Source organism: Paenibacillus sp. EZ-K15, from assembly GCF_002573715.1.
Classification (GTDB): Bacteria; Bacillota; Bacilli; order Paenibacillales; family Paenibacillaceae; genus Paenibacillus_AQ.
This window is the reverse complement of the sequence record NZ_PDHM01000012.1, coordinates 43,579-68,914: the sequence shown is the minus strand read 5'-3', so window position 1 is coordinate 68,914 and position 25,336 is coordinate 43,579. Positions and strand designations below refer to the sequence as shown.

Below are 25,336 nucleotides of genomic sequence, written 5' to 3'. Positions count from 1 at the left end.
GTGCATTACCTCCATTGCATCTTGTTCGCATCTATATTCTATGTTGCATGCTTTTTCATTCTATACCATTCCCCTAATGCAAAACAAACAGCCGTATTTCTCCAGAAAGATCGGCTGTTTGAATGATGATCATCGTTATCGTTAACTTCAATCCATCATATATCCATCAATGAATATCTATTTGCTGTCTGAGACGTATCCCATATGGCTCAGGAATCGCTGAAATGCCTGTTGTCCTTCTGCCGTCTGTTTGTACACCCCGGCATGCTCCAAAATCGTCGTAAATTTGTGGCCGACCTCCCGGCGAATCAGCTCGATCGCCTCGGCCTTATCCGGCGAGGCTGCTCCCCGTCCTCGCAGCTCCTCGATCCAATCTCCATGGATGGCAAGCGGATGGTCGGTGGCCTTGCTGTCCGCGTAAAGCTCCTCGTTCCCCGCCAGGATATCGGCGATTAGATCGAGCTCTTCCTTGAGTCGGCCCGGCAGGATCGCCAGGCCCATCACCTCAATCAAGCCGATGTTTTCCTTCTTGATGTGGAACATCTCCCGGTGAGGATGGAAGATCCCTTCCGGATATTGCTCATTCGTGCGATTGTTCCTCAGAACCAGGTCCATCTCATAGATGCCCTCGTCATTTCGGCGGGCAATCGGAGTAACCGTATTATGACGGACCCGCTCTCCGTCCACTTGGCTGAACGCTTCAATATCTGCTGAAGGATCACTGTAGATTTTCCATGCCTCGTATATGCTGTTCGCGCATTCAAGGAGCGATTCCCGTTCCTTTGAGGATAGCCTGATAACCGACATCGGCCACTTCACAATGGCCACGGATACGCCCGGATAATCCCCATGCGTAAATCCGGCCACCTTCGGTGCTTTCTGAATCGGGAAAGTATGGCGTCCCCCTTGAAAATGATCATGCGTGAGAATCGAGCCCCCGACAATCGGGAGATCCGCATTCGATCCGAGAAAATAATGCGGGTAGGCATCGACGAAGCTCAAGAGGCGGGCAAGCGTCGCTTTAGTCAGCTTCATCGGCACATGGTCGTGATGGAATACAATACAGTGCTCGTTATAGTAAACATACGGCGAGTATTGGAAGAACCATGGTTCTCCGTTTAGCTCCAGCGGAATAATGCGCAGGTTTTGCCGCGCAGGGTGATTGACCCTGCCTGCATAACCGACATTCTCGCCGCAGAGCTGGCATTTCGGATAGACCGGCGGAGGCAGCAGCTTAGCCATGGCGATTTCCTTCGGACTCTTCTCCGGCTTGGAGAGATTGATGGTAATCTCAATATCGCCATACGCGCTGGCATGCCGCCAGTATTCGTTCTTGGCTACGCGGTCCATGCGAATGTAGTTCGAGTCGATGCACAGATTGTAAAATTGCCGGGTTGCCGCAATAATCCCCTGCTCCTGCTGGACCGCCCGGAACTGCGCTGTTACTTCCGAAGGTCTTGCCATGAACCGGCCCATGATTTTGGCGTCCAGCAGATCCCGGTACGTATCGGTATTCTCGGGGATCATACCATGTGCCGCGCCGTAATCGATCATGATGTCGAGCATAGTCTGAGGCCCATCCGGTATCGGGTCGTTCACTTCGTCGCCGTACGGTTCGCTGAATCCAAAATCCTCCAGCAGCAGATTGCGGCTGTAATCGGCATCGGCTGCCTGAATCAGGCCTTTATGAAGTGCAAAACGCACCAGCATTTCAATCGCATGAAGAACCTGCTTGGATTCGGGAGTTCCTGATGTTGCTGCATTCATGGTCATCGTCCCCCTTGGATTAATTGTCACCGTAACCGTTCGGACGGCTGCTGTGCCATTTCCATGCGCTCTCGATAATCTCCTCAAGCGTCGTTCGGGATGGTGTCCATCCGAGAACCGTTCGCGCTTTGTCCGATGACGCCACCAATACCGCAGGGTCACCGGCACGGCGAGCTTCCATGACAACCGGAATGTCGGCACCCGTCACCTGCTTCGAGGTCTCGATAACCTCCTTAACCGAAAACCCAAGTCCGTTGCCGAGGTTAAACACATTGCTGGACTCTCCGCGGCGAAGGTACTCAACCGCGCGCAGATGCGCGTTCGCAAGATCGCTGACATGAATGTAGTCACGGACACATGTGCCGTCAGGCGTTGCATAATCATCGCCAAACACCGAGATGCTTGCGCGCTGCTTCAAAGCCGTTTGCAGGACAAGCGGAATCAGATGGCTTTCCGGCCGGTGATCCTCACCGATCTTACCGCTGGCATGCGAGCCGGCTGCGTTGAAGTAACGAAGGGACACATACTTCACGCCAAGCACGGTATCAAACCAGGACATCATCCGTTCCATCATCAGCTTGGTTTCCCCGTACACGTTCGTCGGCTGCGTCCGGTCCGTTTCCTCGATCGGCACCTTCTCAGGCTCGCCGTAGGTTGCTGCCGTTGACGAGAAGACGATCTTCCGCACACCCGCTTCATTCATGGCTTCCAGCAGGCACAGCGTTCCGTATAAGTTGTTATCGTAATATTTCACCGGATCTTTCATGCTCTCGCCAACCAGAGAATTCGCGGCAAAATGGATAACGGCATCAATGTCATTTTCCGAAAACAGCTGCTTCAGCAGCGCCTTGTCACGTAAATCGCCAACATACAGCTTTCCGCCGAGCAGCGCTTCGCGATGCCCCGTCTCCAGACTGTCGATCACAACAACCTCTTCCCCCTGCTCCAAGAGCTCCGCTACGGTGTGAGAACCGATATAACCCGCACCACCAGTTACTAAAATAGCCATATTATTCGCCCTCCTTCACTTCATGCACACCTTGACCTACACCGCATACGTAGAAATCCGGCTTCAGTCCAATTCTGGCTTCGTACTGCTGCCCCACTTCCGTGATGAAACGCTCCACCGCATCCTCGTGCACGAGAGATACCGTACAGCCTCCAAAGCCGGCTCCCGTCATTCTGGAACCCAGCGTGCCTGGAATCCGCTGAGCTTCTTCCACCAGCGCATCCAGCTCATCGCCCGTTACTTCGTACAGATAACGCAAAGAGTCGTGGGACTGGTTCATATATTGTCCGAATGCTTCCAGATCACCGTTCTTCAAAGCCTTCACGGAATCATGCACACGCTGGTTTTCCTCAACGACATGCTGGGCACGTCTTCGGACGGTTTCATCTCGGATGCTGTCCTGCAAGGTTGCGAATTGATCCGGATTCAGTTGAGCGAGATACGATAATGCCGGGAGCTCCTTCTGCAAAATTTCCAAAGCGCGGTCGCACTCGCTGCGGCGTTCATTGTATTTGGAATCGACGAGTCCGCGCCGTTTGTTGGTATTCGAAATCACGATTTTGTATGCTCCGGTCCGGAAAGGTACCAGCTCATACTCCAGCGTATCGCACATTAACAGAATGGCATGATCCTGCTTGCCGTTGGCTACGGCGAATTGATCCATAATGCCGGAGTTGACGCCAACGAACAGGTTCTCCACCCGCTGCGAAAGCTTCGCAATCTCCACCGTATCCGTCTCCTTGCCTTCCATCGTCAAGAAGGCGTAAGCCGTGACCACTTCGATGGACGCCGAGGACGAGAGGCCTGCGCCGTTCGGGATATCTCCATGGTAGAGCAGGTCATAACCGCTGCTAAGGTTGCAGCCGATTTTATTTAGTTCCGTTATGACGCCGACCGGATAATCCGTCCATTGATCGCTTTTGTGGCCATAATCATCATCCAGGCTGATCGTTAGTTCATAGGGGATATTCGTGGATGAAAAGCTCACCTTGTTATCGTCGCGCGGCCTTATAATCAAGGTGGTACCAAACTCCAAGGCGGCCGGAAGCACGTAACCTCCGTTATAATCCAAATGCTCCCCGATCAGGTTCACGCGACCGGGTGCGTTAAATATGCGAACCTTATGCTGGTTCTCACCGTGCTTGTCCATAAATCTTTCCATAAGCTGTTGCGTCGTCACTGCCATCACTCCATCCTGTACATATGGTAGTTTTACTGTCTTCAGTATAATGGAAATCTCGTTAACCGATAATGAAATCTTGTGCGTTACATATGGATTTATGTGACTTCTGGAGGTACAATGAATTCATAAAATCAACGATGTCCCCGGAGTTCCTCTTTTTCCAAAACTTATTGTAAAGGAAAATGAATGATGAAACCAACCTATTCTGTTGCTTCCAATCCTGCACAGCAAGGCAGCGGTTCGCTCCACGTCCGATTCGCCGGTGAGAGCCAGACCCGGCCGGAGCATGCATTGGGGCCGAAAATATACGATCATTACTTATTGCATATCATCGAGTCGGGACATGGTGTATTTCGAACCGAAACCGACAGGTATCAGCTCGGCCCCGGCGACTGTTTCCTGATCCATCCCGGTCAGATTGTCAGTTATGTATCCGATGCGAGCCAGCCCTGGCGTTACCGGTGGGTTGCCTTTGATGGAGAGCAAGCCGGCGAAGGCGTATCCCGTTCGGGACTCACACCCGAAAAGCCTGTCCTCCATCTCATGGAGAACAACCCGATTCCCGGCTATGTGTCCCTTATTCAAAGCCATTTTCAATCCAGGGAAGAAAGCTCCCATATCGCCTCCATCGGTTATCTGCATTTAATCTGGGCTGAGATCATGAATCGGAGTGACCGGCCGTCCCGTTTAACGCTGGCAGAACCGCAGGTTCAGCGCACGGTGAAGCAAATGATCAATTACATGGCTTCTCAGTACGCTCATCCCGTCTCGATTGAACAAATGTGCGCTAGCCTAGGCTACAACCGCGCGTACCTGTCGCGCATCTTCAAGCAGGAAACGGGCATGACTCCGATTACGTATCTGCTTAAATTAAGAATCGACCAATCCAAGCGGCTGCTGCGCGAACGTCCCGATTTGTCCATCGAGCAGGTTTCCGCATCCGTTGGACTCACCGATCCACTCTATTTCTCGCGTCAGTTCAAGCGTCTTGTCGGCCGATCCCCGACACGGTACCGCAAGGATATCCTCTCATCATCCGCATTAACTTAACTTTAATGATATCGTCAGTCCGATATATCTCAATGAAAAAAGGAGCGCCTGTCAGGTCCGTAACCATCCTGAGGCGCTCCATTCATGTATGTTGGAATCTATGTTATGTTCAGCATGCAATCATGAGTGGCAAATGATCATCCCTCTGCAGAAGAGGTGTTCTCCGTTTTCAGAATCGCTTCAATGCGATCCAGCTCTTCCTTCGAGAACTCCAGGTTGTTCAAGGCAGCTACATTGTCTTCGATCTGGCTCACCTTGCTTGCCCCGATCAGGGCAGATGTCACCCGGCCGCCGCGGAGGACCCATGCGAGAGCAAATTGGGCGAGACTCTGGTTCCGCGCTTGAGCGATTTGGTTCAAGGCTCTGATCTTGCGCAGCGCTTCAGGCGTGATATTGCTCTCGTTCAAGAATACGGATGCGCTTGCGGCGCGTGAATCGCCAGGCACGCCGTTCAAATATTTGTTGGTCAATAGTCCTTGAGCAAGCGGAGTGAAGGCGATGCTTCCGACCCCGTTCTCTTCCAGGACATCGAGCAGTCCATTCTCCACCCAACGGTCCAGCATGGAGTAGCTTGGCTGATGGATGAGCAGCGGAGTTCCCAGGCTTTTCAGAATCGATATCGCTTCCCGCGTCTTCTCTGGCGAATAATTGGAGACTCCAACATAAAGTGCCTTGCCTGAACGAACAAGATGATCTAGCGCCACCATGGTTTCCTCAAGCGGCGTTTCCGGATCCATCCGATGATGATAGAAAATATCGACATAGTCCTGGCCCATTCGTTTCAAGCTCTGATCGAGACTTGCTACCAGATATTTACGCGATCCAAAGTCACCATAAGGTCCGGGCCACATATAGTAGCCCGCTTTGGACGAAATGACGATTTCATCACGGTAAGCCTTAAGATCTCTTGAGAGAACTTTACCGAACGTCTCTTCGGCAGAGCCTGCAGGCGGTCCGTAATTGTTCGCCAGATCGAAGTGGGTTATGCCCAGATCGAAGGAGCGCGTAATCATATTACGCCCGTTTTCATACGTGTCGACACCACCGAAATTATGCCATAATCCAAGGGAGATCGCCGGAAGTTTCAATCCGGATCGCCCCACGCGGTTATACTTCATTCCTTCATAGCGGTCTTCGCTAGCCACATAGGTCACTTACAATCCCTGCCTCTCTAAGTGATAGGTCCATTGCTAAATTCCATCTTATCGTGTTTGGTCGTCCTTTGACAAGAAAACGATTACAGTTATAGGTGCAGCAGCACGCCGCCGCTGTCGCCGTTACGTGCTGATCAGCTTATCCACCTGCGTCATGACCTGACCGATCCGATCCGCAATCAAGAGGCCTGCCCGGTGATCGTAAGGGGTTGGATCTGCATTCAGCAAAGCTACCTTGCTCCCATGAAAATAGGATATCAAACTCGCAGCGGGATGTACTGTCAGGGAAGTCCCGCCTATAATCAACAAATCCGCCGTCGATATTTCCTGGATCGAGCGCATGATGATGTTCTGGTCCAATTCCTCTTCATACAGTACGACATCCGGCCGCACCAGCCCTCCGCAATCCTTGCAACGCGGGACGGTTTCCTTGATGTCCAGAATTTCCTGCAGGCTGTAGAACCGGGAGCAATCCATGCAATAATTGCGGTGCACGGAGCCATGAAGCTCCAACACCTCAGAACATCCAGCTGTCTGATGCAAACCGTCGATATTTTGCGTGACCACCGCCTTCAGCTTACCGTCATGTTCCAGTCTCGACAATAGCCGGTGACAGCCGTTCGGCTGCGCATGCGGGTGAAGCATCTTGCTCCGGTAAAAGTCGTAAAACACTTCCGGATGCTTCATAAAAAAAGTGTGGCTGAGCATGACCTCCGGCGGATACGGAGATTGGTGCTCGCTCTGGTATAGTCCGGCTGCCGAACGGAAGTCAGGAATCCCGCTCTCCGTGGAGGTACCGGCTCCCCCGAAAAAAACAATGTAGTCGCTCGCTTCGATCCATGTTGCCAACTGCTCGATCTTTTCCCTGTTCTCCACTCTTTTACACCTCCGTACAGCCCTTAAAATAACACGTCTACCTGTGCACGTCTAATTCATTATAATCGGATATGATAACATCGGCATCTGTCAGATGTGCAGGTTCCCCCTCATCTGTCAATAAACCCACAGCCAGAGCGGCGCCTGCTTGCTTCGCCATTTGCATATCCGCATTGCTGTCACCGATCACCACCGCCTCCTCGGGCATAATCCCAAGCAGGCGGCATGCGGTCTCCGTCATTTCAGGGTGCGGCTTGCCGTTTCGAACCTGATCTCTTCCCAAAATGGCCGTAAAGGAAGAGTGAAGTCCCATCCACTCCAGCTGTTCCTTGGCATTTGAGGTTTCATCCGAAGTAACCACGGCCATCTTCACGGAAGCCAAGCTGCACTTCTTCAGAAAATTCTCCAGCCCCGTCATGGGGAATGCCGGCTTCTGCTGACGAACTTCATACATGGCGTTTTTCGTAATTTGATGGACCTGCATAATCGCTTCGTTCCAGGGCATTCCTGCAGCGTACAGCTGCCAAGCCAATAGCCCGTTTGTCTCCTCCGCGGTGCCCATGGCGAGCGGACCCTGAAGATCGTAACCCGACACGCGCCCGCTTGCATCATGCTTTGTGCCCAGCACCTGCTCTTTCGGCAGCGTGAAGCCGGCTCCAATTAATTCCAGCCGTTCCTCCATGAACTTGAGCACATAATCGGTCCACCCTCCCCATAGCGCCATGAAATGGAGCAGCGTTCCGTCTTTATCAAACAAAATCCCTTTGCAGGGAACGGTTCGTCCCTTCACTTGAACAAACGGCAATGTAAAAAACCTCCCTATCCTATTCTTGATCATACTCTTATTAAACCATGAAATAAACTCTGATTTAAACGGAATTAACGCTGGGACTCAGAAATCGATCCGAAATGGGAATTTTCCAATCTTTAGTCGAATGTTTTGATTCATGACAAATGAGCCGTGGTAAGTAACATATACGCATAGCAAATACGACGGTAAAGGAGTGATTTGTGATGGCAACAAGCAGCAATCGAAAGATGACCCGCGAAGAAGCAGGACGTCTTGGCGGCGAAGCGACCGCTAAAAAGCATAGCCGCGAATTCTACCAGGAAATCGGCAAAAAAGGCGGCAAAGCGACGTCCAAGAACCATAGCCGCGAGTTTTACCAGGAAATCGGTCAAAAGGGCGGCGAAGCCACCTCGCGGAATCATAATCGTGAATTCTATCAGGAAATTGGCCGCAAAGGCGGCAAGAAATAGCACCATCACTCAAATAGGAGCCTGTGCCCCCCCTATGGGAACAGGCTCTTTGCATGCCATCACAACAGGCCTCTTTCCATCGCTTCCTATTAATATCATGTAGAAAAACCTACCTTTTTGTGATAGACTCATTTAAAACCTATTCGCTGTTTACAGGTACCCGGCTGCTTTGCCGGAAGACCGCGCTAAAGCGTAACAATTTTATAATAGATCTGGGGGGAAATCGACATCATGACAACCAAAAAAATGCGTTCAGACATGATCAAAAAAGGCTTCGACCGCGCGCCGCACCGCAGCCTTCTGCGTGCAGCAGGCGTTAAGGAAGAAGATTTCGGCAAACCGTTCATCGCCGTATGTAACTCTTACATCGACATCGTTCCGGGTCATGTGCATCTTCAGGAATTCGGTAAAATCGTGAAGGAAGCGATCCGTGAAGCCGGCGGCGTTCCGTTCGAATTTAACACCATCGGCGTGGATGACGGAATTGCCATGGGACATATCGGCATGCGCTACTCGCTGCCAAGCCGCGAGATCATAGCCGACTCCCTGGAAACTGTCGTATCCGCTCACTGGTTCGATGGTATGGTATGTATTCCGAACTGTGACAAAATCACGCCAGGCATGCTGATGGGTGCCCTGCGCGTCAACATCCCAACGGTGTTTGTCAGCGGCGGACCGATGAAAGCCGGCGTCGACAGCAAAGGCCGTAAATTGTCACTGACCTCCGTATTTGAAGGCGTCGGCGCTCACCAGGTTGGCAAAATCAATGATGATGAGCTCCTCGAATTGGAACAATTCGGTTGTCCAACCTGCGGATCCTGTTCCGGCATGTTCACCGCCAATTCCATGAACTGTCTCGCCGAAGCGCTGGGTCTGGCTCTGCCAGGCAACGGCACCATTCTTGCCATTGCCGAAGAGCGTAAAGAATTCGTTAAACAATCAGCCAAACAATTGATGGAGCTCGTAAAAATGGACCTCAAGCCGCGTGATATCGTAACCGTAGAAGCCATCGACAACGCGTTTGCGCTCGATATGGCCATGGGCGGCTCCACCAACACGGTGCTTCATACATTGGCTCTCGCTCAAGAAGCCGGTCTCGATTACCCGCTGGAGCGAATCAACGAAGTTGCTGACCGCGTTCCTCACATCTCCAAGCTGGCTCCAGCTTCGGATTACTTTATCGAGGATGTGCATTTGGCAGGCGGCGTAAGCGCGGTTCTGCACGAGCTTCTTAAGAAGCCTGGCGCATTGCACGGGGATCGCATCACCGTAACAGGCAAGACGCTAGCCGAGAACGTAGAGGGCTGCGAAATTCAGGATCAGAACGTTATCCATCCGATCGATTCCCCATATTCCGAGCGCGGTGGTCTCGCCGTACTGTATGGTAATCTGGCTCCTGAAGGTTCGATCATCAAAGTCGGTGCCGTTGATCCATCGGTTGGAGGATACCATAAAGGACCTGCCATCTGCTTTAACTCGCAAGATGAAGCGCTTAGCGGCATTGCCAACGGCAAGGTTAAAGAAGGCCATGTGGTTGTCATTCGTTATGAAGGGCCGAAGGGCGGACCTGGTATGCCAGAAATGCTGGCGCCGACTTCACAGATCGCAGGTATGGGGCTTGGGGCCAAAGTCGGTCTGATCACAGACGGACGCTTCTCCGGCGCATCCCGCGGTATCAGTATCGGACATATCTCGCCGGAAGCGGCAGAAGGCGGACCTATCGCTTTCGTTGAAGACGGAGATATCATCGAGCTTGACCTGAATAACCGGACGATTCAATTGCTGGGCGTTTCCGATGAGGAAATGGCTGTACGCCGCAGCAAATGGGTTGACTTCGAACCGAAAGTGAAGACTGGTTATCTCGCTCGTTACTCGAAGCTTGTTACGAACGCCAGCTCAGGCGGCGTATTGAAAATCTAATTCAAACAAAGCAAAGGGGTTATCCCTCGCAGGCATTGGTAAGCCTGCAGGGATAACCCCTTTTTTATATCCAAATTCCATCTGAGAGATGATCCATACATAATGACAGTAAACAATCGGTTCGATGAATTACATACCCTGCGATGCACTGGCAACGGCCATGTCACCCACATGTTCTTGTTGTATTTCCTGCTGCTCCTCGGATGGAGGCTGGGCCTGATTCTTCTTCTCAGCATAACGGCCAATCAGTACATCCACCGGCATCATGAGCATTCTCGGCTCCATGATCTGACTGCCCTCTTTAAGACGGGCCTGCCCTTTCGGATGAATGACGCTAAGCAGCAGTTTCAGATACAGTCTGGACGAGCTTGCAAACAGTCCCCGCGGTAAATCCATGACATGAAATCCGAATTGCTCCGGTCCCCGTGAAATCATGGTAACAGCATACAAACCCTTGATATCCTTGTACTCAGGCCGTTCCAGCACCATATTAGCCAGAGAAGGCAGGTCTTTTTGCACGGCACGAATCATTTTGATGGCGAGCTGTACTTCCGAACGGGAGCGGCTGCCAATCTCAAACAATTTTTTGTTATCAAAATGAAGTTCTAGCACCTGGTCTCCCTTTTCAAGTCGGCTGCCATCTTCCATCACGACCGTTTTACCGGTAAAAGCACGCTTCCGGAAATGCAGCATCGGATCCTCCGGAGTAACCGTTTCGAGCGCAAACACCGCATGAAATCCTTTTTCCCAGAGAAGCCACAACGAGACGATCATACGCTTGAGAGGAGACAGCTTCTTCGCTTTCACTTTGCTTTCCTTCGCTATCATGTCGTCGATTCGGACGCTTCTCATTCCCTTCTGCTCTGCGACTTTCAGAACACGTTCCAATGCGATCAGCATTTGCTCCGGTGCATCGGGGTTCGCCCCCACAGTCGTGCCGCAGTCATGAAGGAGCATAACCTCGCCACCGTTAAGCTTGGCAAGCATTCGCTGAGTCAGCTTGTCAGCGCCAATCTTGCTCCGCCAATCATTAAACATCGACGACCATAGGATAATGCGGCAGCCGGTATTCTTGGCAAAATCGAATAAATTCACGATTCCCCACGGCGGTCTGTAATAACTCGAGCGCTCACCGGTGATGGAATAAATAATATCATCCGTGCGCTTGACCTGATTACGGACGGTGACCGGCCGCATGAACCAATTGCTCTTGTGAACATAGTTATGAATCCCGATCAGATGACCTTCACTATGAATGCGTTTTACAACTTCTGGATGCTTCTCGGCATGAGAACCCACCAGGAAAAACGTCGCCTTCATATTATGCTGCTTCAAGAGATCCAGCAGTCTTGGTGTATAGACGGGATCAGGACCATCATCAAAGGTTAAGGCGAAGTCGTTCGAGCCTGCTCCCCTGCGAAATACTCGGAATCCAAATATCCGGGTCAAGATGCCGGGAATAAATGCATAAAAAGATGAAAGGTAAAACAACCATAGCAGTAATGTTTGCATGCTAACTCCCCGCTTTTTATTTCTTTTTCTAAAGAACCCACTATTATTATTTTAGCATAGCACTTAAAGAAATAGGCTTTTTTTTCACAAATCGTGTACAATGATATCAATTAATATAGTATAAAGGAGCCGATATCCCACTATGCTTCCCTTGTATAAAAAATATTGGAGAACCGCCTTCGATATAGGTTTAATCGTGCTTACGGTTTACCTGATCATGTTCATATTCAGCAAGCTGTACCAAATTGCGGCTCCGGTGTTTTTATCTTTCCTCGTTTTCCTGATTATCGAGCCTTTCTCCAAATTCTTGCACCGCAGGGGGCTGCCAAAACCATTTGCCGCCGCGATATCCGTTCTGCTCTTCCTGCTGGTCATCCTAGGCATCCTGTTCGGAGCCGGAGCGCTCATCGTATCGCAGTTCATGAACTTGCAGGATAATTTGCCAGGTTACACCAAAACGATCCAGAGACATTTTTCAGAGAGCCTGAATTTCCTCCAAACCAAGCTCGACGCGCTGCCACCCGATCTGACAGACCGTCTGAACGGTTATTTCCAGGACATCACCACTTTTGCCCAGGGTGCTGCCGAATCGTTCTTCCATTATGTCATTGGGTTTATGGGGTCGTTCTCCTCGTTCATCGCGAATTTCGGGGTTGCGATCATCCTTGCTTTCTTCCTGAGCATTGAGATCGGCAGCTGGCGGAGAATCGCCAAAGACAAGACGCCGAAGACCCTCAAGACGGCTTTTCTTTTCCTCAAAGAAAATGTATTCAAGGCGATTGGCTCGTATTTAAAAGCTCAGATGAAGCTGGTCAGCATTACCTTTGTCATTGTATACATAGGACTTCTGATCTTAGGTACGGGAAATTCCCTGTCCGTTGCGCTCATCTGCGCTGTGTTCGATGTACTGCCGCTGCTCGGTGTTCCCGTTATTCTTATTCCGTGGATTACCTATTTGTTCATCGTCGGCAACACTGGGCTTGCCATTGGCTTGATCGTACTGCTTGCCGTAGTTGTCATTTCCAGACAGCTGCTTGAACCAAAAATTACAGGAAACTCGATCGGCGTATCCTCAGCATTTCTGATGTTGTCCTTTATGATGATCTCGCTGTCCATTTTTGGAGTTGCCGGTTTGATTCTGGCTCCTATCCTTCTGATTCTCATCAAGGAACTGCTTACCCAGGGATATCTGAAGCAGTGGATCCGGCTGCCAAGCGAAGAATTCGAGGTTTCCCCTTGGGACATGTCCCGCTCTTACGCAGAGCCGGAGGCCGATTCAACCGAAGCCAAGAAATCGGAAACCTGACCAAATATGTCGGTTGCCTGATTGCTGCTGATCGGGCTCCGGTTCTCAACCAATACAGCCACGGCATAACGTGGCTTCTCCACTGGGCCGTACCCGACAAACCACTGGTTGTTTCGGGCACGGCCTTTTATGGTTACCTGCGCCGTTCCGGATTTACCGGCAAGAGTCCATTTGCGATTTTTTAATGAGCTGCCTGTTCCCTCTTCGACGACATCCTCCATCCACTCGAGCAGGATGGAAGAGGTTTCCCGGGAAATACCCCTTCCAGCTATCCGCTCCTTTAGTGGATCCGTATCCTGGAGCAGCTGGCCGTTAGCATACCGGATCTGCTGTAAGATACGGGGCTTGGTCTTCACCCCGCCATGAAGCAGCGTGACCATCGCATTGGCTGCTTGCAGTGGGGATACGGCAGCGTCCCTTTGGCCTATGCCTGTCTGGACCCTAACACCTGCGTCAGAGGTGTCCACAGAGTTGGAAAAAACCGTGCCCTTCTCTTCATGATCCAATGGCGCAAAGGGACGAAGCCCTAAAAACTGCCGGGATTTCCAGCCTACCGTTTGCCCGAAGCCGAGCGCGGAGGCCGCCTCCGCCATTTGATGAGCTGACAGTCTCTCCGCTAGAGTAGCAAATACGACGTTGCATGACTCCGCGAAGCCTTCGCGAAGATCAATCGTTCCATGCCCTCCCTTTTTCCAGCAGGACATTCCGAACTTACCGTATTCGCCATCACAATGGAAATGTTCGCTTTCAGAGCTTAAACCATTCTCAAGTATGGCCGCGGCCGTGACTAGCTTGAAGATGGAACCTGGCGTGGCTGCTTTCAATCCGCGATTCTCCCACTGGCCATCCTTCGGGTGAATCTGCTCCGGATTATAGAATGGTCTGGAGACCATAGCCACGATATCCGCGTTTCGAGCGTCCAGCACAACAACCGCTCCTTCTTTCATGCCCGCTTTTTCCGTTATGGCCTCAATCCCTTGTTGAATATCAATATCAATCGTGGTGGATACCCTTAACGGATAGTACCGATTATCAGGCGCCTTCACCATCGGCTTAATGTCCTGAATGACCTCATTGGTGCTGTTAACCGGAAAATAGACGATGGTCGGCCCTTCCCCACGTATCAACGAATCCATCGTTTTCTCCAATCCACTGGTTCCGTTAACCTCCGGATCATCGTCAAAGAACAGGCTTTCCTTACGCTGACCTGACACAAAACCAAGCCACTGCATTCCCGATTGGCGATTGCCGTACCGCTGCTCATAAGGAAGAACCTTGAGTTTGGGAAGATCAAGCTCTTGAATCTGCACAATCTGATCTTTGGTTAAGGATCGAGGAATGAGCGAATTATCTCCATGCCACAATTCAGGCTCCTTTAGCTTGCCCCAGGTCTGTATCAAATGATCCTTATTTGTTCCCAGTATACGGGCCAGCTTCACTAACTGATTATGGGAGCTCTTCAGTTCCTTCTCGCCTGCAGGAAACAACACGGCTGCCCAGATGAGCTTGCCCGTGAGCGGTTTTCCGTTCCGGTCCGTAAAATGTCCGCGACCGGAATCCAGCACAATGCCTCGCTCCCTCTGTATGAGCGATGCCTCTACCATCGTATGTCGGCTGCCGGGAACCCGCTGATGCTTCATCACAAGCTGTACCCATGCAAGACGCAGCGTCAAAACGGCGATCAATAGCGTCAGTATCAGCCATCCGTATGCAATTCGCTTATTGCGGATAAGCCTCATGTCTTGCTCCTCCAATACGGTCTATGTCTCATCATTATTTCCATATGGAGCCTGACTCAATCATGTTCATTTTTCTCCTATTTCCCTTGTCCTTCATAGAAAAAAGGCTGCCCCATCAGCTTAAAACTGATGGAACAGCCTTTTGAGTTATAAATTCAATCTTACAGTCTAAAACGAGACAAAGTCTCTTTCAGCTCATTCGATACATTCTCCAGCTGCGATGATAGATTTACCAGCTGACTGCTGACGCTTTGCTGCTCTGTGGAGAGAGAAGCCACCTCTTCTGAAGTTGCAGAGGATTCTTCGGCTACCGCACTCACATTACTCATCGCTTCCGAAAGTACATTCTGTGATTCATTCAGTTCATCAATCGAATGAGTCACCGAATCCAAGGACTCGATAAAGTCGACCATCTGCTGCTGAACAGATACGAAGATATCGTTCGTTTCCTTAACAGCATCCATCTGACCTTTGAAGAGTGGGTTCGCATCCAGCAATACCTGCACGGTTTCATTCATCTCGGTCATGATGCGGTCTGTAATCTGACTGACCATATCGATGGATTGTCTGGATTGGTCTGCCAACTGACGAATTTCATCGGCCACGACCATAAAGCCTTTACCAGCCGCCCCGGCACGGGCCGCTTCGATTGTTGCATTCAATGATAGGATGTTCGTTTGCTTCGTAATGTTCTGAAGGACGTCAAGCACTTTGACAACCGATGAGGTCGTCTCCTTCAAGCCATCGACCTTGTGCATCATCGAGCGGGTCATATCCTCGGTCTGATGGGTCTTATCCAGCAAGTCGCTCAAATGCTTCGTTCCAAGCTCACTTGCGCTTTCCACGTGACGAGCCGATTTGCCCATCTCTTCGTTGGCTGAAACGACCATTTGCATCTGCTTCGAGATGTTGTTGGTCAGATCGCTGCCGCGTTCGGCTTCAACCGCCAGACTGCTGGCACCGTTGGCAATTTCCTCGGTAGCTACGGCAATTTCTTTGGCGGAAATAGCCGTCTTCTTGGAGGCATCACTTAACTCGGTAGCCGTTCTAAGTACTTCCTGAGCGGTATTGCTCGTTTGCTGAACGAGTCCGGTGATCTGCTCCATCATATCGTTAAAGCTTGCGGAGAGCTGACCGATTTCGTCTTGGCTCTTATGGTCTGTACGAACATTCAAATTGCCTTTGGCGCCTTCCTTCATCAGCAGGTTAAGCTTGCCTAATGGACGGGCAATCATTCTTACCATCCAAATCCCGATCAGAATGGCAAAAATAACGTCGACGGCGGCCACGATAAGCGTGATGACCAGGATGCTTGACGCATCCTTCGTGAGCTCGCTGGTTTGGACAGAACCTACGAGTTTCCAATCGTTAGCGCTGAGCGTATTGTACACGGCCAGAACCTGTCTTCCGTTCTCATCCTTGGTTCTTACATTATCCGTTCTGGAGTCCTCCGGAAACTCCTTCGCAAACGTCCAGGCGGTTTCGTTACCCACAATGGAGGACTCGCTGGAGGAGACAACGATGCCTTCCGGACTGATCAATTGCAGTTGGCCATTCTCGCCCAGGTTGATCCCCTTCAGATGCGTATCCAGTACCGAAGCGTTAAGTTCAAACATAACCACATACGTTGAATTCAGATCATTCATAGACCCCAAAGAACGGGCAATCGTGAAATATGGAGCTCCGCTGTTCTGCATCGTTGGCAGCCATATTATCTTCTTGTCGCCTTCCTTCAGTTCGGCATACCAGCTTTGCTCAAGGACAGTTTTGGAGGATTCTGAGGTTTGTCCTGCCGATATGATCTTCTCTCCCTTGGAAGGGATCAAATAAATGGCTCTGATCGACGAATCCGATGTAATCTGATTGGATAGTTTATCGCGAATGCTGCGCTCCACCGTAAATGAATCGTAATCGCTTAACTTTTTATCCGTGTATTCAGACAATAACTTCTGCAATTCAATGTCATAGAAGATTGATCTACCGGCATTCTCATACTTCTCCAGAATGATGTCGATTTTCTCAGAGGTTTGAATGATCGTCTGCTGATTGCCGTTCGCAGCATTCTTCTCAATCGTGCTCTTCGCCTTATCGTACGACAGATACCCCAAGACGATAACAAAAAATACAATAGCTGACAAAAAGATCAGGAACAACCGAATTCCGACCGATTTCGCCGGGTTCATTGGCATCCGGCTTATAGCCGTTCCCACGTTTGAAAAGAACGACTTGGCAGTATGTATCCCTGTTGATGCCGAAGGTTTTTCCTTTTTCACTTTAATTCCTCCGGGCTTCTTGTCCTTTTTCGGCTTCTTATCATGCTGCTCAACTTCTGACATTAGCTGTTCACCTACCACAATCATATTATTAATACGTCGGTCCAATCCCTTGAAACGTATTCGTTACTCTTTATTTCGACAATTGGAGGTGTTTTCCTTTGGGTTTTCGCAAAAAAATAATTCTTAATCCCTAATTTTTTTACAAACAAAAAGAATCCAAGGTCCATCTACAGACCCGGATTCTCAATTGTGTAGTTCTAAGTAACTATATTTTTATTTTCCTTTGCGTTTTCTCATCATATCAAAATGACGCACCGGCTGGTCCACCTTCATGCGAATGAGCTGCAAAGGGTGGCGAGCTGCATCAAGTTCATTGCCATTCTCATCGGCGATAGAACCAACTGACTGCTTAAAGAAGGTTCCTTCCGGTCCAAAAAACTCGATTTCATCCCCAGGCTTAAAGTGGTTTCGCTGCTGAATGACGGCCGTTCCCGATTTCTCATCATACTCCATCACCAAGCCGGCGAAGTCATAAGGAACCGCCTTCTCTTCCGGTTCATAGATATGATCCTCATGATCCGGTGTATCATAGAAGAATCCGGTATTCAGCGGTCGATTGGCCGCTTTATTAATTTCCTCGATCCATTCCGGCTTCAATACATAATGCTCAGGGTCAGCCATATAGGAATCAATCGCCTGTCTATATACATTGACCACAGTCGCTACGTAATGGATCGATTTCATCCGTCCTTCAATCTTGAAGCTGTCGATTCCCACCTCAATCAGATCCGGAATATGCTCGAGCATGCAGAGATCCTTCGACCCCATCGTAAACTGGTTGTCATCCGGCTGGAACAGCGGAATCTGCGTAACACCCGGTTTGAATGGGGACGGAGCTGGGGCCGGCTGTTCTATTAACTGCTGCTCTTCCGATACCCACTGGCCTTGCTCTTCTCTTCCATCCACAAACAAATCGTATTTCCAACGGCAGGATTGGCAGCATCCGCCCCGATTGGAATCACGATCTGTAAAATGATTGGACAACACGCAGCGACCAGAGAACGAGGAGCACATCGCGCCATGGATAAAGGCCTCGATCTCAATGTCGACATGCTCTTTAATCGCTGCGATCTCCTCCAGGCTCGCCTCGCGTCCCAGTACAACCCGCGGCAATCCTTCGTCCTTCCAGAACTTCACGGCCTGCCAATTCAATGTGGATTGCTGTGTGCTCAGATGAACTTCGAGCTTGGGTGCAGCACGTTTGGCCACCTCAATAATAGCTGGATCTGCAGCGATGATGGCCGCAATGCCGGCTTCCTCCAAACTTCTCAGGTAGGATTCAATTCCCTCAATGTCCTCATTATGCGCATATATGTTGGTTGCTACAAATACTTTAGCGCCGTATTTCTTGGCGAACTCCACGCCCTCTTTCATTTCTTCAAAGCTGAAGTTGTCCGCATTGGAACGAAGGCCGTATTTCTGACCCCCAATATATACCGCATCGGCGCCATAATGCACCGCAAATTTCAATTTTTCCAAATTACCAGCCGGGGCGAGCAATTCCGGCTTGTCCAGGCGATAGCGTTTGCCCTTATACTTTGGCTGTGCCATTGCTTCCATGCTGTCCACTCCTTAATAAACTTGTTCCTTATAGAAAAATCCAAACGACAATTCACGTTCCGGATCCTGAATAGCGCGGATTCCGTCCATCCACTCTTCCTGAAATGCATAAGTTGAAGCATCTGCAGCATATCGATCAATCGCTTGGCGATAGGTTCGAATCACCAGCTCATTGTAGTGCCGCGGCTTCAGCAGCGTCTCTACCTTAAAGCTGTCAATGCCTGCTCCCATTAAGAGATGCAGATCCTCCAGAATGCAAATATCCTCCGAACTCATAATATGGGTTCCGTTGATATCCTCATAGATCGGATACTTCTCTTCTTGACGCTCAGCTTCAATGAGAAACAAACCGCGCTCCTTGCCAAGGCTCCCCTCATTCACGGGTCTGCCCTGCTGCTGCATATAGCTGTTGACCAGGCGTCGCTTGGAATGATAGATGTTCGTCATGCCATGAACCTGAACCTGTGCTTCCAGCTGAAGCTGAGGCTTCATGTCGGTTAGCTCATCCATATTTAATTCACGCGCAAGAATAACCCGGGATGCGCCTTTGCTTCCCCAATAATTGGCCGTTGAGTAGTTGGTGGCGGTCATTTCTGCATTCCAATGAAGTTTTACCTGTGGAGCCAACTCTTTTACGGTAGTGAGCACCGATGGATCGTTAAATTCCACCGCGTCTACTCCGATCTCTCCGAGCGCCTTAATATAGGCAGGAAGCTCAGGCAGCAAATCATTCGTCATCAGGTTGTTCAAGCTGACGTACACTTTACTTCCTTGCTCATGAGCAAGATGTACGACTTGAGTTATTTCGTCCAATGTCAGACTGCCGGGCAATCTCATGCCGAATCGATCTTCGCCGACAAGCAGTGCATCGGCTCCCGCTTCCAGGTAAGCAGCGGCATCAGCCACGGACCCGGCTGCCGCCAATAATTCAGATTTGATACTCATTTAAAAATTCCTCCCTACTTAGAGGGTGTTCAACAAGACTCTTCTGAGTACGAGCTGGGAACTGTTCCTTGTCAGCAGCGTATCAAAGGAATTGTAAACACGTAATATTATTATTGTTGTGCCATCTTCTTACTGGTCTCGATATTCTTCAAATGCTCTTTATACGTTTTGGCAAACAAATGCTCTTGTGTACCATCTTTCTTTGTCACATAGAACAAATATTCGGATTTCTCCGGATTCAGGGCAGCCTGAATAGATTCCAGGCTCGGGCTTGAGATGGGCCCAGGCGGCAAACCCTTTTGACGATAAGTGTTATACGGACTCTCAACCTCCAGATCGGCATAAAGCAATCGTTCCTTCGGTTTATCTAATAGATATTGAACGGTTGCATCGATTTCCAACCTCATATCCTCTTCCAATCGATTATAAATAACGCCAGCCACCAGGGCACGCTCCTGATCTGCAACCACTTCCCGCTCAACCAGTGAAGCGATGGTCATAAGTTCATGGAATGTCACGCCGCGAGCCTTTAACTGATTCTCCCAACCCGGAATTTCGGCTAAACGTTTCTCCGTTTCTTTCAGCATGGTTTCTACAATGCCTGTTGCCGTGATATCCTTCTTCGGTAACTCATAGGTCGCAGGGAACAAGTATCCCTCGAGGTGATGCCTGAGGTCTGCTTCTTGGGGAATTTCTCCCGCAATCGGAACATCCCAGCCGGTAGGCTGATCCACAACTTTCAGAAATTCCTGCTCATCGATTCCGCTCTCGTGAGCGATCGTCTCCGCCATCTGAAGGATCGTATATCCCTCAGGGATCGTAAAACGAACCATCTCCTCGGGCTTCACTTCGCCTTTGTTCATCTTCGATAATAGTTCCTTGAACGGAGTGCCTGGGGTTGCCTCATAGGTTCCTGCCATCAGACGGCTTCCTTCCCCGCTAAGCTTTAAATAACCTTTAAGTATAAGGGCATTCTTGATCAATCCCTTTTCCTCAAGCAGATCGGCGATAGAGGACGTGCTCATGCCGGACTCCACGGTGAATTCGACAGGAGTTTCCGAGCTGTGAACGGGCTGTAAACCATTCCATACGTAGAATATGGCCCCGCCCGCAACCAGGATCAGGACCAATACTGCTATTGCCAGTTTCTTCAATCTACTCATCCCTTCACACCAAAAGGGGCGGACAGCTCCGCCCCTTCCTGAACTTTCATTTGAAAATTAAGCATGTGCTCCTGTAGGAGGGAACTTAATCCTCGTCGCCTTCGGGAAACGTCAGCTCATCATAGAGCTCCGACACATTCTCCCATTCCTCGTCGTCATCAATGGTTGCCAGCTGCAATCCGCCGTCCTCACCCTTAACGATACGGAGCACCTCGTACTCCTCATCGGTTCGATCCGGCTGAACCAGAATGGCATACCCTTGACCATCCACTTCAAATTCGGCGGCAATATCATAAACCTCGATATGGCCTTTTTCGTCCTCAAGCTCTACACTCTCACCGAATGCTTCCTTAAGTACTTGGGTCCATACGATATTCTCAACCGAAAAATCAGACATCATTCGTCTCTCCCGTCCAGCTCTTCCACGAGCGTATTGAAGGTTTCTTCAACAATGGCCCATTCTTCATCGTCTTCAATCATAAACAATTTCAAGTCTTCTCCGTCTTCCTCATAACGGAAGGCGTAGACCTCGTCTGTCTCTTCGTCGGCAGACTCCCTTGGTACGACCATCATATATTTAGCATCCGAGCCATCCACTTCGAATTTCATGATGACTTCGAATTCTTCCTCGTTGCCTTCATCGTCGGGAATATAAATAATTTCCGGTTCTTCTTCCATACCAATATGCTCATTAGCCATTGTAATCACCCTCACCTTTACCTTTTAGAATCCAAGTAGTTTTGCAAAATCAAGCTTGCCGCCATTTTATCTACAACCTGTTTTCGCTTCTTTCGGCTGACATCGGCTTCAAGCAATGTCCTTTCAGCGGATACTGTTGATAGCCGTTCATCCCAAAGGTGAACGGGTAAGGATAGGGACTCTCGCAATGCACTTGCGAATTCCATGCAGATTTCGCCCCGCGGACCAATCGTGCCGTTCATATTTTTAGGCAAGCCGACCACGATTTCACCGACCTCGTTGTCTTTGACGAGTGCGGCAATTCTGTCCAGTTCGCCTTCATCACGGCGGCGCTCGATAACTTCAACCCCTTGGGCCGTCCATCCGAACACGTCGCTTATGGCAACACCGATTCTGCGGTCCCCGTAATCTAATCCCATGATCTTCTTCATCCCTGTGTGCTCCTAACGGTGACTGGCTAAGTAGAACCGGACCAGTTCTTCAATCAATTCATCTCGCTCTTTTTTCCGGATCAAACTTCTGGCATTATTGTGCCGAGGTATATAAGCTGGATCCCCGGACAAAAGATACCCTACGATTTGGTTAATCGGATTGTACTCCTTCTCTACCAGCGAATCGTATACCGAAAGTAGAATGTCCTGGGCGGAAGCCTCCTTTTCATCACCTTTTACATTGAACTTGACTGTCTTATCCATGGAGTCCATGTGTGACACACCTCGCTTCTTCAAAGAACATGTTTACCATGCTTCGTCGAATAAATATTTACCAGCTTGATCTAGTTATATCATAACATAATCCTAAGTCTCTACGGAAATCGAAAGCGAAATATTTAGAGAGTGTTCCAAAAAATTCAGGATTGTGTACAGCAAAATGTTGGATCCCGCTTACTATTGCTTGCTGTACACAATCTGGACAAATCTGTTACACGCCCCGGGCTATGAGATCCTCAGCGTGCTGCAGCGCCTGGGCGAGCTTGGAAGCATCCTTGCCCCCCGCTTGTGCCATATCCGGACGGCCCCCGCCGCCTCCGCCGCAGATCGAAGCCACTTCTTTAACGAGCTTGCCGGCATGATAGCCTTGCTTCACCAGATCCTGCGGAACGGCTACGACGAAATTCACCTTGTCGCCCGCTTTGGAGCCGAGCACGAGGATCGTCTCCGGAAGCTTGCCCTTCAATTCGTCTGCAATGCCACGGAGTCCATCCATACTGCCAGCCTGTACTTCAGCTGCAAGCAGCGACGTGTTCCCTACCTGCTTCACTTTATCGGTCAACTGGCTGGCCTCAATGGCTCCGAGCTTGCCTTGCAGGGACACGTTCTCCCGGGCAAGATCCTTCACCTGTTGGTTCAGGCCCTCGATCCGCTTCGGAACGTCCGCAAGATTGCTCTTCAACAAGCCGGCGGCTTGCTTGAGCAGGTCCATTTGCCCCTCCAGATGCTCATAAGCGTAGCGGCCCGTTACGGCTTCAATGCGGCGAACGCCTGAGCCAATACCGCTCTCGCCAAGCAGCTTGAAGATTCCGATCTGGGAGGTGTTGCCTACATGGCATCCGCCGCACAGCTCGATGCTGTATTCTCCGACCTGGACGACACGGACGATATCTCCATATTTCTCTCCGAACAATGCCATGGCACCCATCGCCTTCGCTTCATCAATGGCCTTGCGCTCGATAACGACCGGAATGCTCTTCCACACCTGTTCGTTCACGCGGCGCTCAATATCGGCCAGCTCCTCCTGCGTAATGCTGCCGAAATGGGAGAAGTCGAAGCGCAGACGCTGCGGTTCAACAAGCGAACCTGCCTGATTGACATGGTCGCCCAGAACTTCCTTCAATGCTTTATGCAAAAGGTGTGTGGCTGTATGGTTCTTAACGATATCATTGCGCATAGCGGAGTCCACCTGCGCCTTGACCGTATCGCCCACCTTAAGCTCGCCGAGCTCCACGGTTACGAAATGCACGTGCTGTCCATGCGGAGCCTTGAAGAGACCTTCCACTCGGGCACGTACAGATCCGCCTTCCAAAATCCCCTGATCGCTAACCTGGCCGCCGCTTTCGGCATAGAACGGGGTAACGTCCAGAATGACCTGACAGGTCTCGCCTTCACTGGCGCTGTCTGCAAAGCTGTCACCGGAAACAATGGCGAGCACTTTAGCCTCGCTGACGGTGTCATTATATCCAACAAATTCACTTTTAACCGTATAATCGGAAAGAACGCCACCTTGGACCTTCATGCTTTCCGTTTCATGACGGGCCGCACGCGCACGGTCACGCTGTTCCTTCATCGCGGCATCAAAGCCTTCACGGTCCACGGTCAATCCGTGCTCGGACGCATAATCCTCCGTTAAATCAAACGGGAAGCCATACGTATCGTACAATTTGAACGCGTCGCTGCCGCTGATTACCGATTTGCCCTGCTTCTTCGCTTCTGCGCTCACGTCTGCCAAGATGTTCAAGCCGTCAGAGAGCGTTTTGTGGAACTGTTCTTCTTCCGTTGCAATGACCTTCTCGATAAAGGCGCGCTTCTCAACGACCTCTGGGTAGTATACTCCCATAATATCGCCTACGGTTCCGGTCAAAGTATACATGAATGGTTTGTCCAGCCCGAGCACCTTTCCATAACGAACCGCACGGCGGAGCAAACGACGGATGACATAACCGCGGCCTTCGTTGGACGGCAACACGCCATCGCCTACTGCGAAAGCAACTGTCCGGATATGGTCGGCAATGACTTTCAGCGCGATATCGTATTCCGTCTTTTCATTGTATTTAACGCCGGCAAGCTCTGCCGTCTTCTGGATGATCGGCTGGAACAGGTCGGTATCGAAGTTGGACGCCACATCTTGCAGAATGGAAGCAAAGCGCTCGAGTCCCGCACCCGTATCAATGTTCTTGTTCGGAAGCGGTGTATAGCTGCCGTCCTTGTTGTGGTTAAACTGAGAGAATACGAGGTTCCATACCTCGAGCCAGCGTTCATTCTCACCGCCTGGGAACATTTCGGATTCCGGAGCATCCGTATCGTATCCTTCACCACGATCATAGAAAATCTCGGTACAAGGTCCGCAAGGTCCTTCGCCGATATCCCAAAAGTTTTCCTGCAGCTTAATGATGCGCTCCTTCGGGAGACCGATTTTTTCGTTCCACAGCTTGTAGGCTTCCTCGTCTTCCGGATACACGGTAACAGACAGCTTCTCTGGATCGAAGCCGATCCATTTCTTGTCCGTCAGGAATTCCCAGGCCCAGGTGATAACTTCTTCTTTAAAGTAGTCCCCGATGGAGAAGTTGCCCAACATTTCGAAGAACGTATGGTGACGACGGGTTTTGCCGACATTTTCAATATCATTGGTCCTAATACATTTCTGCGAGTTCGCAATTCTCGGATTTTCCGGCTTCACACGCCCGTCAAAATAAGGCTTGAGCGGAGCCATGCCTGCATTAATCCAAAGCAGGGACGGGTCATTGTGCGGAACAAGCGATGCACTTGGCTCAATATTGTGGCCTTTCTCTGCAAAAAACTCTAGCCATTTGGAACGGATTTCACTAGCTTTCATCTCTACACTTCCTCCAGTCATAATATAGGTCCGAATCACTTATATTCGAACACAAAAAACGCCCCTGAATTGAATTCAGGGACGATGTTCTCGCGGTACCACCCTGGTTATCGTCCATTCATCCTCCAGCAGAAATCTCCTGGAAAAACATATGTAACGATCGCCTCGTAACAGCTGGATAACGGGAGCCACCCGGTGAATTTGAATCACACTCAAAAATTAGCATTCGGCTTAGGTTCGCTTCCAGGTTCTCGCAGCCAGCCGGAAATTGTCCGGGCAGGAACCTGTTCTCTGGGCAAGGTACACAA

Annotated in this window: 20 protein-coding genes and 1 pseudogene; 4 read left to right on the top strand and 17 right to left on the bottom strand. The window is 50.3% G+C overall.

All coding sequences use genetic code 11. The annotated features are described in order from the left end of the window. Window positions 1-177: 177 nt before the first annotated feature. From CRG97_RS08405 to CRG97_RS08395, 3 genes are read right to left on the bottom strand one after another with little or no spacing between them, the layout of a single operon-like run. Window positions 178-1,767 carry a UDP-glucose--hexose-1-phosphate uridylyltransferase gene (locus tag CRG97_RS08405; protein ID WP_098742613.1) on the bottom strand — a complete coding sequence of 530 codons (1,590 nt, stop codon included), beginning with the start codon at window positions 1,765-1,767 and terminating at the stop codon, window positions 178-180. Between the two features lie 19 nt (window positions 1,768-1,786). Further along, a complete protein-coding gene (gene galE, locus CRG97_RS08400; protein WP_098742612.1) occupies window positions 1,787-2,776 on the bottom strand; it encodes a UDP-glucose 4-epimerase GalE in 990 nt (329 codons plus the stop codon). Window position 2,777: 1 nt separating this feature from the next. Further along, complete coding sequence (locus CRG97_RS08395) at window positions 2,778-3,956, bottom strand: galactokinase (protein WP_098743080.1); 1,179 nt, start codon at window positions 3,954-3,956, stop codon at window positions 2,778-2,780. A 189-nt stretch (window positions 3,957-4,145) separates the two neighbouring features. Here CRG97_RS08395 and CRG97_RS08390 point away from each other — a divergent pair, with 189 nt between their 5' ends. Continuing rightward, window positions 4,146-5,009 carry an AraC family transcriptional regulator gene (locus CRG97_RS08390; RefSeq protein WP_098742611.1) on the top strand — a complete coding sequence of 288 codons (864 nt, stop codon included), beginning with the start codon at window positions 4,146-4,148 and terminating at the stop codon, window positions 5,007-5,009. Between the two features lie 137 nt (window positions 5,010-5,146). On the opposite strand, the gene mgrA is transcribed toward CRG97_RS08390, so the two are convergent. The 3 genes from mgrA to CRG97_RS08375 all read right to left on the bottom strand — a co-directional run bounded on the left by mgrA (window position 5,147) and on the right by CRG97_RS08375 (window position 7,844). Continuing rightward, window positions 5,147-6,163: an L-glyceraldehyde 3-phosphate reductase gene (gene mgrA, locus CRG97_RS08385; RefSeq protein ID WP_098742610.1), complete on the bottom strand. Its 1,017-nt coding sequence runs from the start codon at window positions 6,161-6,163 to the stop codon at window positions 5,147-5,149. A 123-nt stretch (window positions 6,164-6,286) separates the two neighbouring features. Beyond that, the gene (locus CRG97_RS08380) at window positions 6,287-7,039 is read right to left on the bottom strand and encodes an NAD-dependent protein deacylase (protein WP_098742609.1); all 753 of its coding nucleotides are present in this window, start codon (window positions 7,037-7,039) and stop codon (window positions 6,287-6,289) included. Between the two features lie 37 nt (window positions 7,040-7,076). After that, window positions 7,077-7,844 (bottom strand): HAD family hydrolase, encoded by a 768-nt coding sequence (locus CRG97_RS08375; protein ID WP_098742608.1) that lies wholly within the window; start codon window positions 7,842-7,844, stop codon window positions 7,077-7,079. A gap of 209 nt (window positions 7,845-8,053) precedes the next feature. On the opposite strand from CRG97_RS08375, the pseudogene CRG97_RS08370 reads away from it, so the two are divergent. Further along, window positions 8,054-8,293: pseudogene (locus tag CRG97_RS08370) on the top strand (KGG domain-containing protein); the annotation flags it as partial. A 237-nt stretch (window positions 8,294-8,530) separates the two neighbouring features. Beyond that, window positions 8,531-10,219 carry a dihydroxy-acid dehydratase gene (gene ilvD / locus CRG97_RS08365; protein ID WP_076320468.1) on the top strand — a complete coding sequence of 563 codons (1,689 nt, stop codon included), beginning with the start codon at window positions 8,531-8,533 and terminating at the stop codon, window positions 10,217-10,219. Between the two features lie 129 nt (window positions 10,220-10,348). Here ilvD and CRG97_RS08360 read toward each other — a convergent pair whose 3' ends face one another. Next, window positions 10,349-11,731, bottom strand: coding sequence for a polysaccharide deacetylase family protein (locus CRG97_RS08360; RefSeq protein WP_098742607.1), 1,383 nt, complete (start codon window positions 11,729-11,731; stop codon window positions 10,349-10,351). Between the two features lie 142 nt (window positions 11,732-11,873). Between CRG97_RS08360 and CRG97_RS08355 the strand changes: the two genes are divergently transcribed. Further along, a complete protein-coding gene (locus tag CRG97_RS08355; RefSeq protein ID WP_076320466.1) occupies window positions 11,874-13,037 on the top strand; it encodes an AI-2E family transporter in 1,164 nt (387 codons plus the stop codon). Here CRG97_RS08355 and CRG97_RS08350 read toward each other — a convergent pair. The 10 genes from CRG97_RS08350 to alaS form a co-directional block, all read right to left on the bottom strand. Then, window positions 12,986-14,776 carry a peptidoglycan D,D-transpeptidase FtsI family protein gene (locus CRG97_RS08350; protein ID WP_098742606.1) on the bottom strand — a complete coding sequence of 597 codons (1,791 nt, stop codon included), beginning with the start codon at window positions 14,774-14,776 and terminating at the stop codon, window positions 12,986-12,988. The two genes, CRG97_RS08355 and CRG97_RS08350, sit on opposite strands and share 52 nt — an antisense overlap. 161 nt (window positions 14,777-14,937) lie before the next feature. Further along, a complete protein-coding gene (locus tag CRG97_RS08345) occupies window positions 14,938-17,112 on the bottom strand; it encodes a methyl-accepting chemotaxis protein (protein ID WP_098742605.1) in 2,175 nt (724 codons plus the stop codon). A 213-nt stretch (window positions 17,113-17,325) separates the two neighbouring features. Beyond that, the gene (locus tag CRG97_RS08340; RefSeq protein WP_098742604.1) at window positions 17,326-18,672 is read right to left on the bottom strand and encodes a peptidase U32 family protein; all 1,347 of its coding nucleotides are present in this window, start codon (window positions 18,670-18,672) and stop codon (window positions 17,326-17,328) included. Between the two features lie 12 nt (window positions 18,673-18,684). Further along, window positions 18,685-19,617, bottom strand: coding sequence for a peptidase U32 family protein (locus CRG97_RS08335; protein ID WP_098742603.1), 933 nt, complete (start codon window positions 19,615-19,617; stop codon window positions 18,685-18,687). 110 nt (window positions 19,618-19,727) lie between these two features. Beyond that, window positions 19,728-20,771 carry an endolytic transglycosylase MltG gene (gene mltG / locus CRG97_RS08330; RefSeq protein WP_098742602.1) on the bottom strand — a complete coding sequence of 348 codons (1,044 nt, stop codon included), beginning with the start codon at window positions 20,769-20,771 and terminating at the stop codon, window positions 19,728-19,730. A gap of 94 nt (window positions 20,772-20,865) precedes the next feature. Further along, window positions 20,866-21,177, bottom strand: a complete 312-nt coding sequence (locus CRG97_RS08325; protein WP_179090578.1) for a DUF1292 domain-containing protein — start codon at window positions 21,175-21,177, stop codon at window positions 20,866-20,868. Beyond that, window positions 21,177-21,479 (bottom strand): DUF1292 domain-containing protein, encoded by a 303-nt coding sequence (locus CRG97_RS08320; RefSeq protein WP_076320459.1) that lies wholly within the window; start codon window positions 21,477-21,479, stop codon window positions 21,177-21,179. Before CRG97_RS08320 ends, CRG97_RS08325 begins: the two co-directional genes overlap by 1 nt. Before the next feature lie 17 nt (window positions 21,480-21,496). Further along, the gene (ruvX, locus tag CRG97_RS08315; RefSeq protein ID WP_098742601.1) at window positions 21,497-21,910 is read right to left on the bottom strand and encodes a Holliday junction resolvase RuvX; all 414 of its coding nucleotides are present in this window, start codon (window positions 21,908-21,910) and stop codon (window positions 21,497-21,499) included. 12 nt (window positions 21,911-21,922) lie between these two features. Next, complete coding sequence (locus CRG97_RS08310) at window positions 21,923-22,183, bottom strand: IreB family regulatory phosphoprotein (RefSeq protein ID WP_006208869.1); 261 nt, start codon at window positions 22,181-22,183, stop codon at window positions 21,923-21,925. A 217-nt stretch (window positions 22,184-22,400) separates the two neighbouring features. Beyond that, window positions 22,401-25,028, bottom strand: coding sequence for an alanine--tRNA ligase (gene alaS / locus CRG97_RS08305; RefSeq protein ID WP_098742600.1), 2,628 nt, complete (start codon window positions 25,026-25,028; stop codon window positions 22,401-22,403). Window positions 25,029-25,336 lie beyond the last annotated feature (308 nt).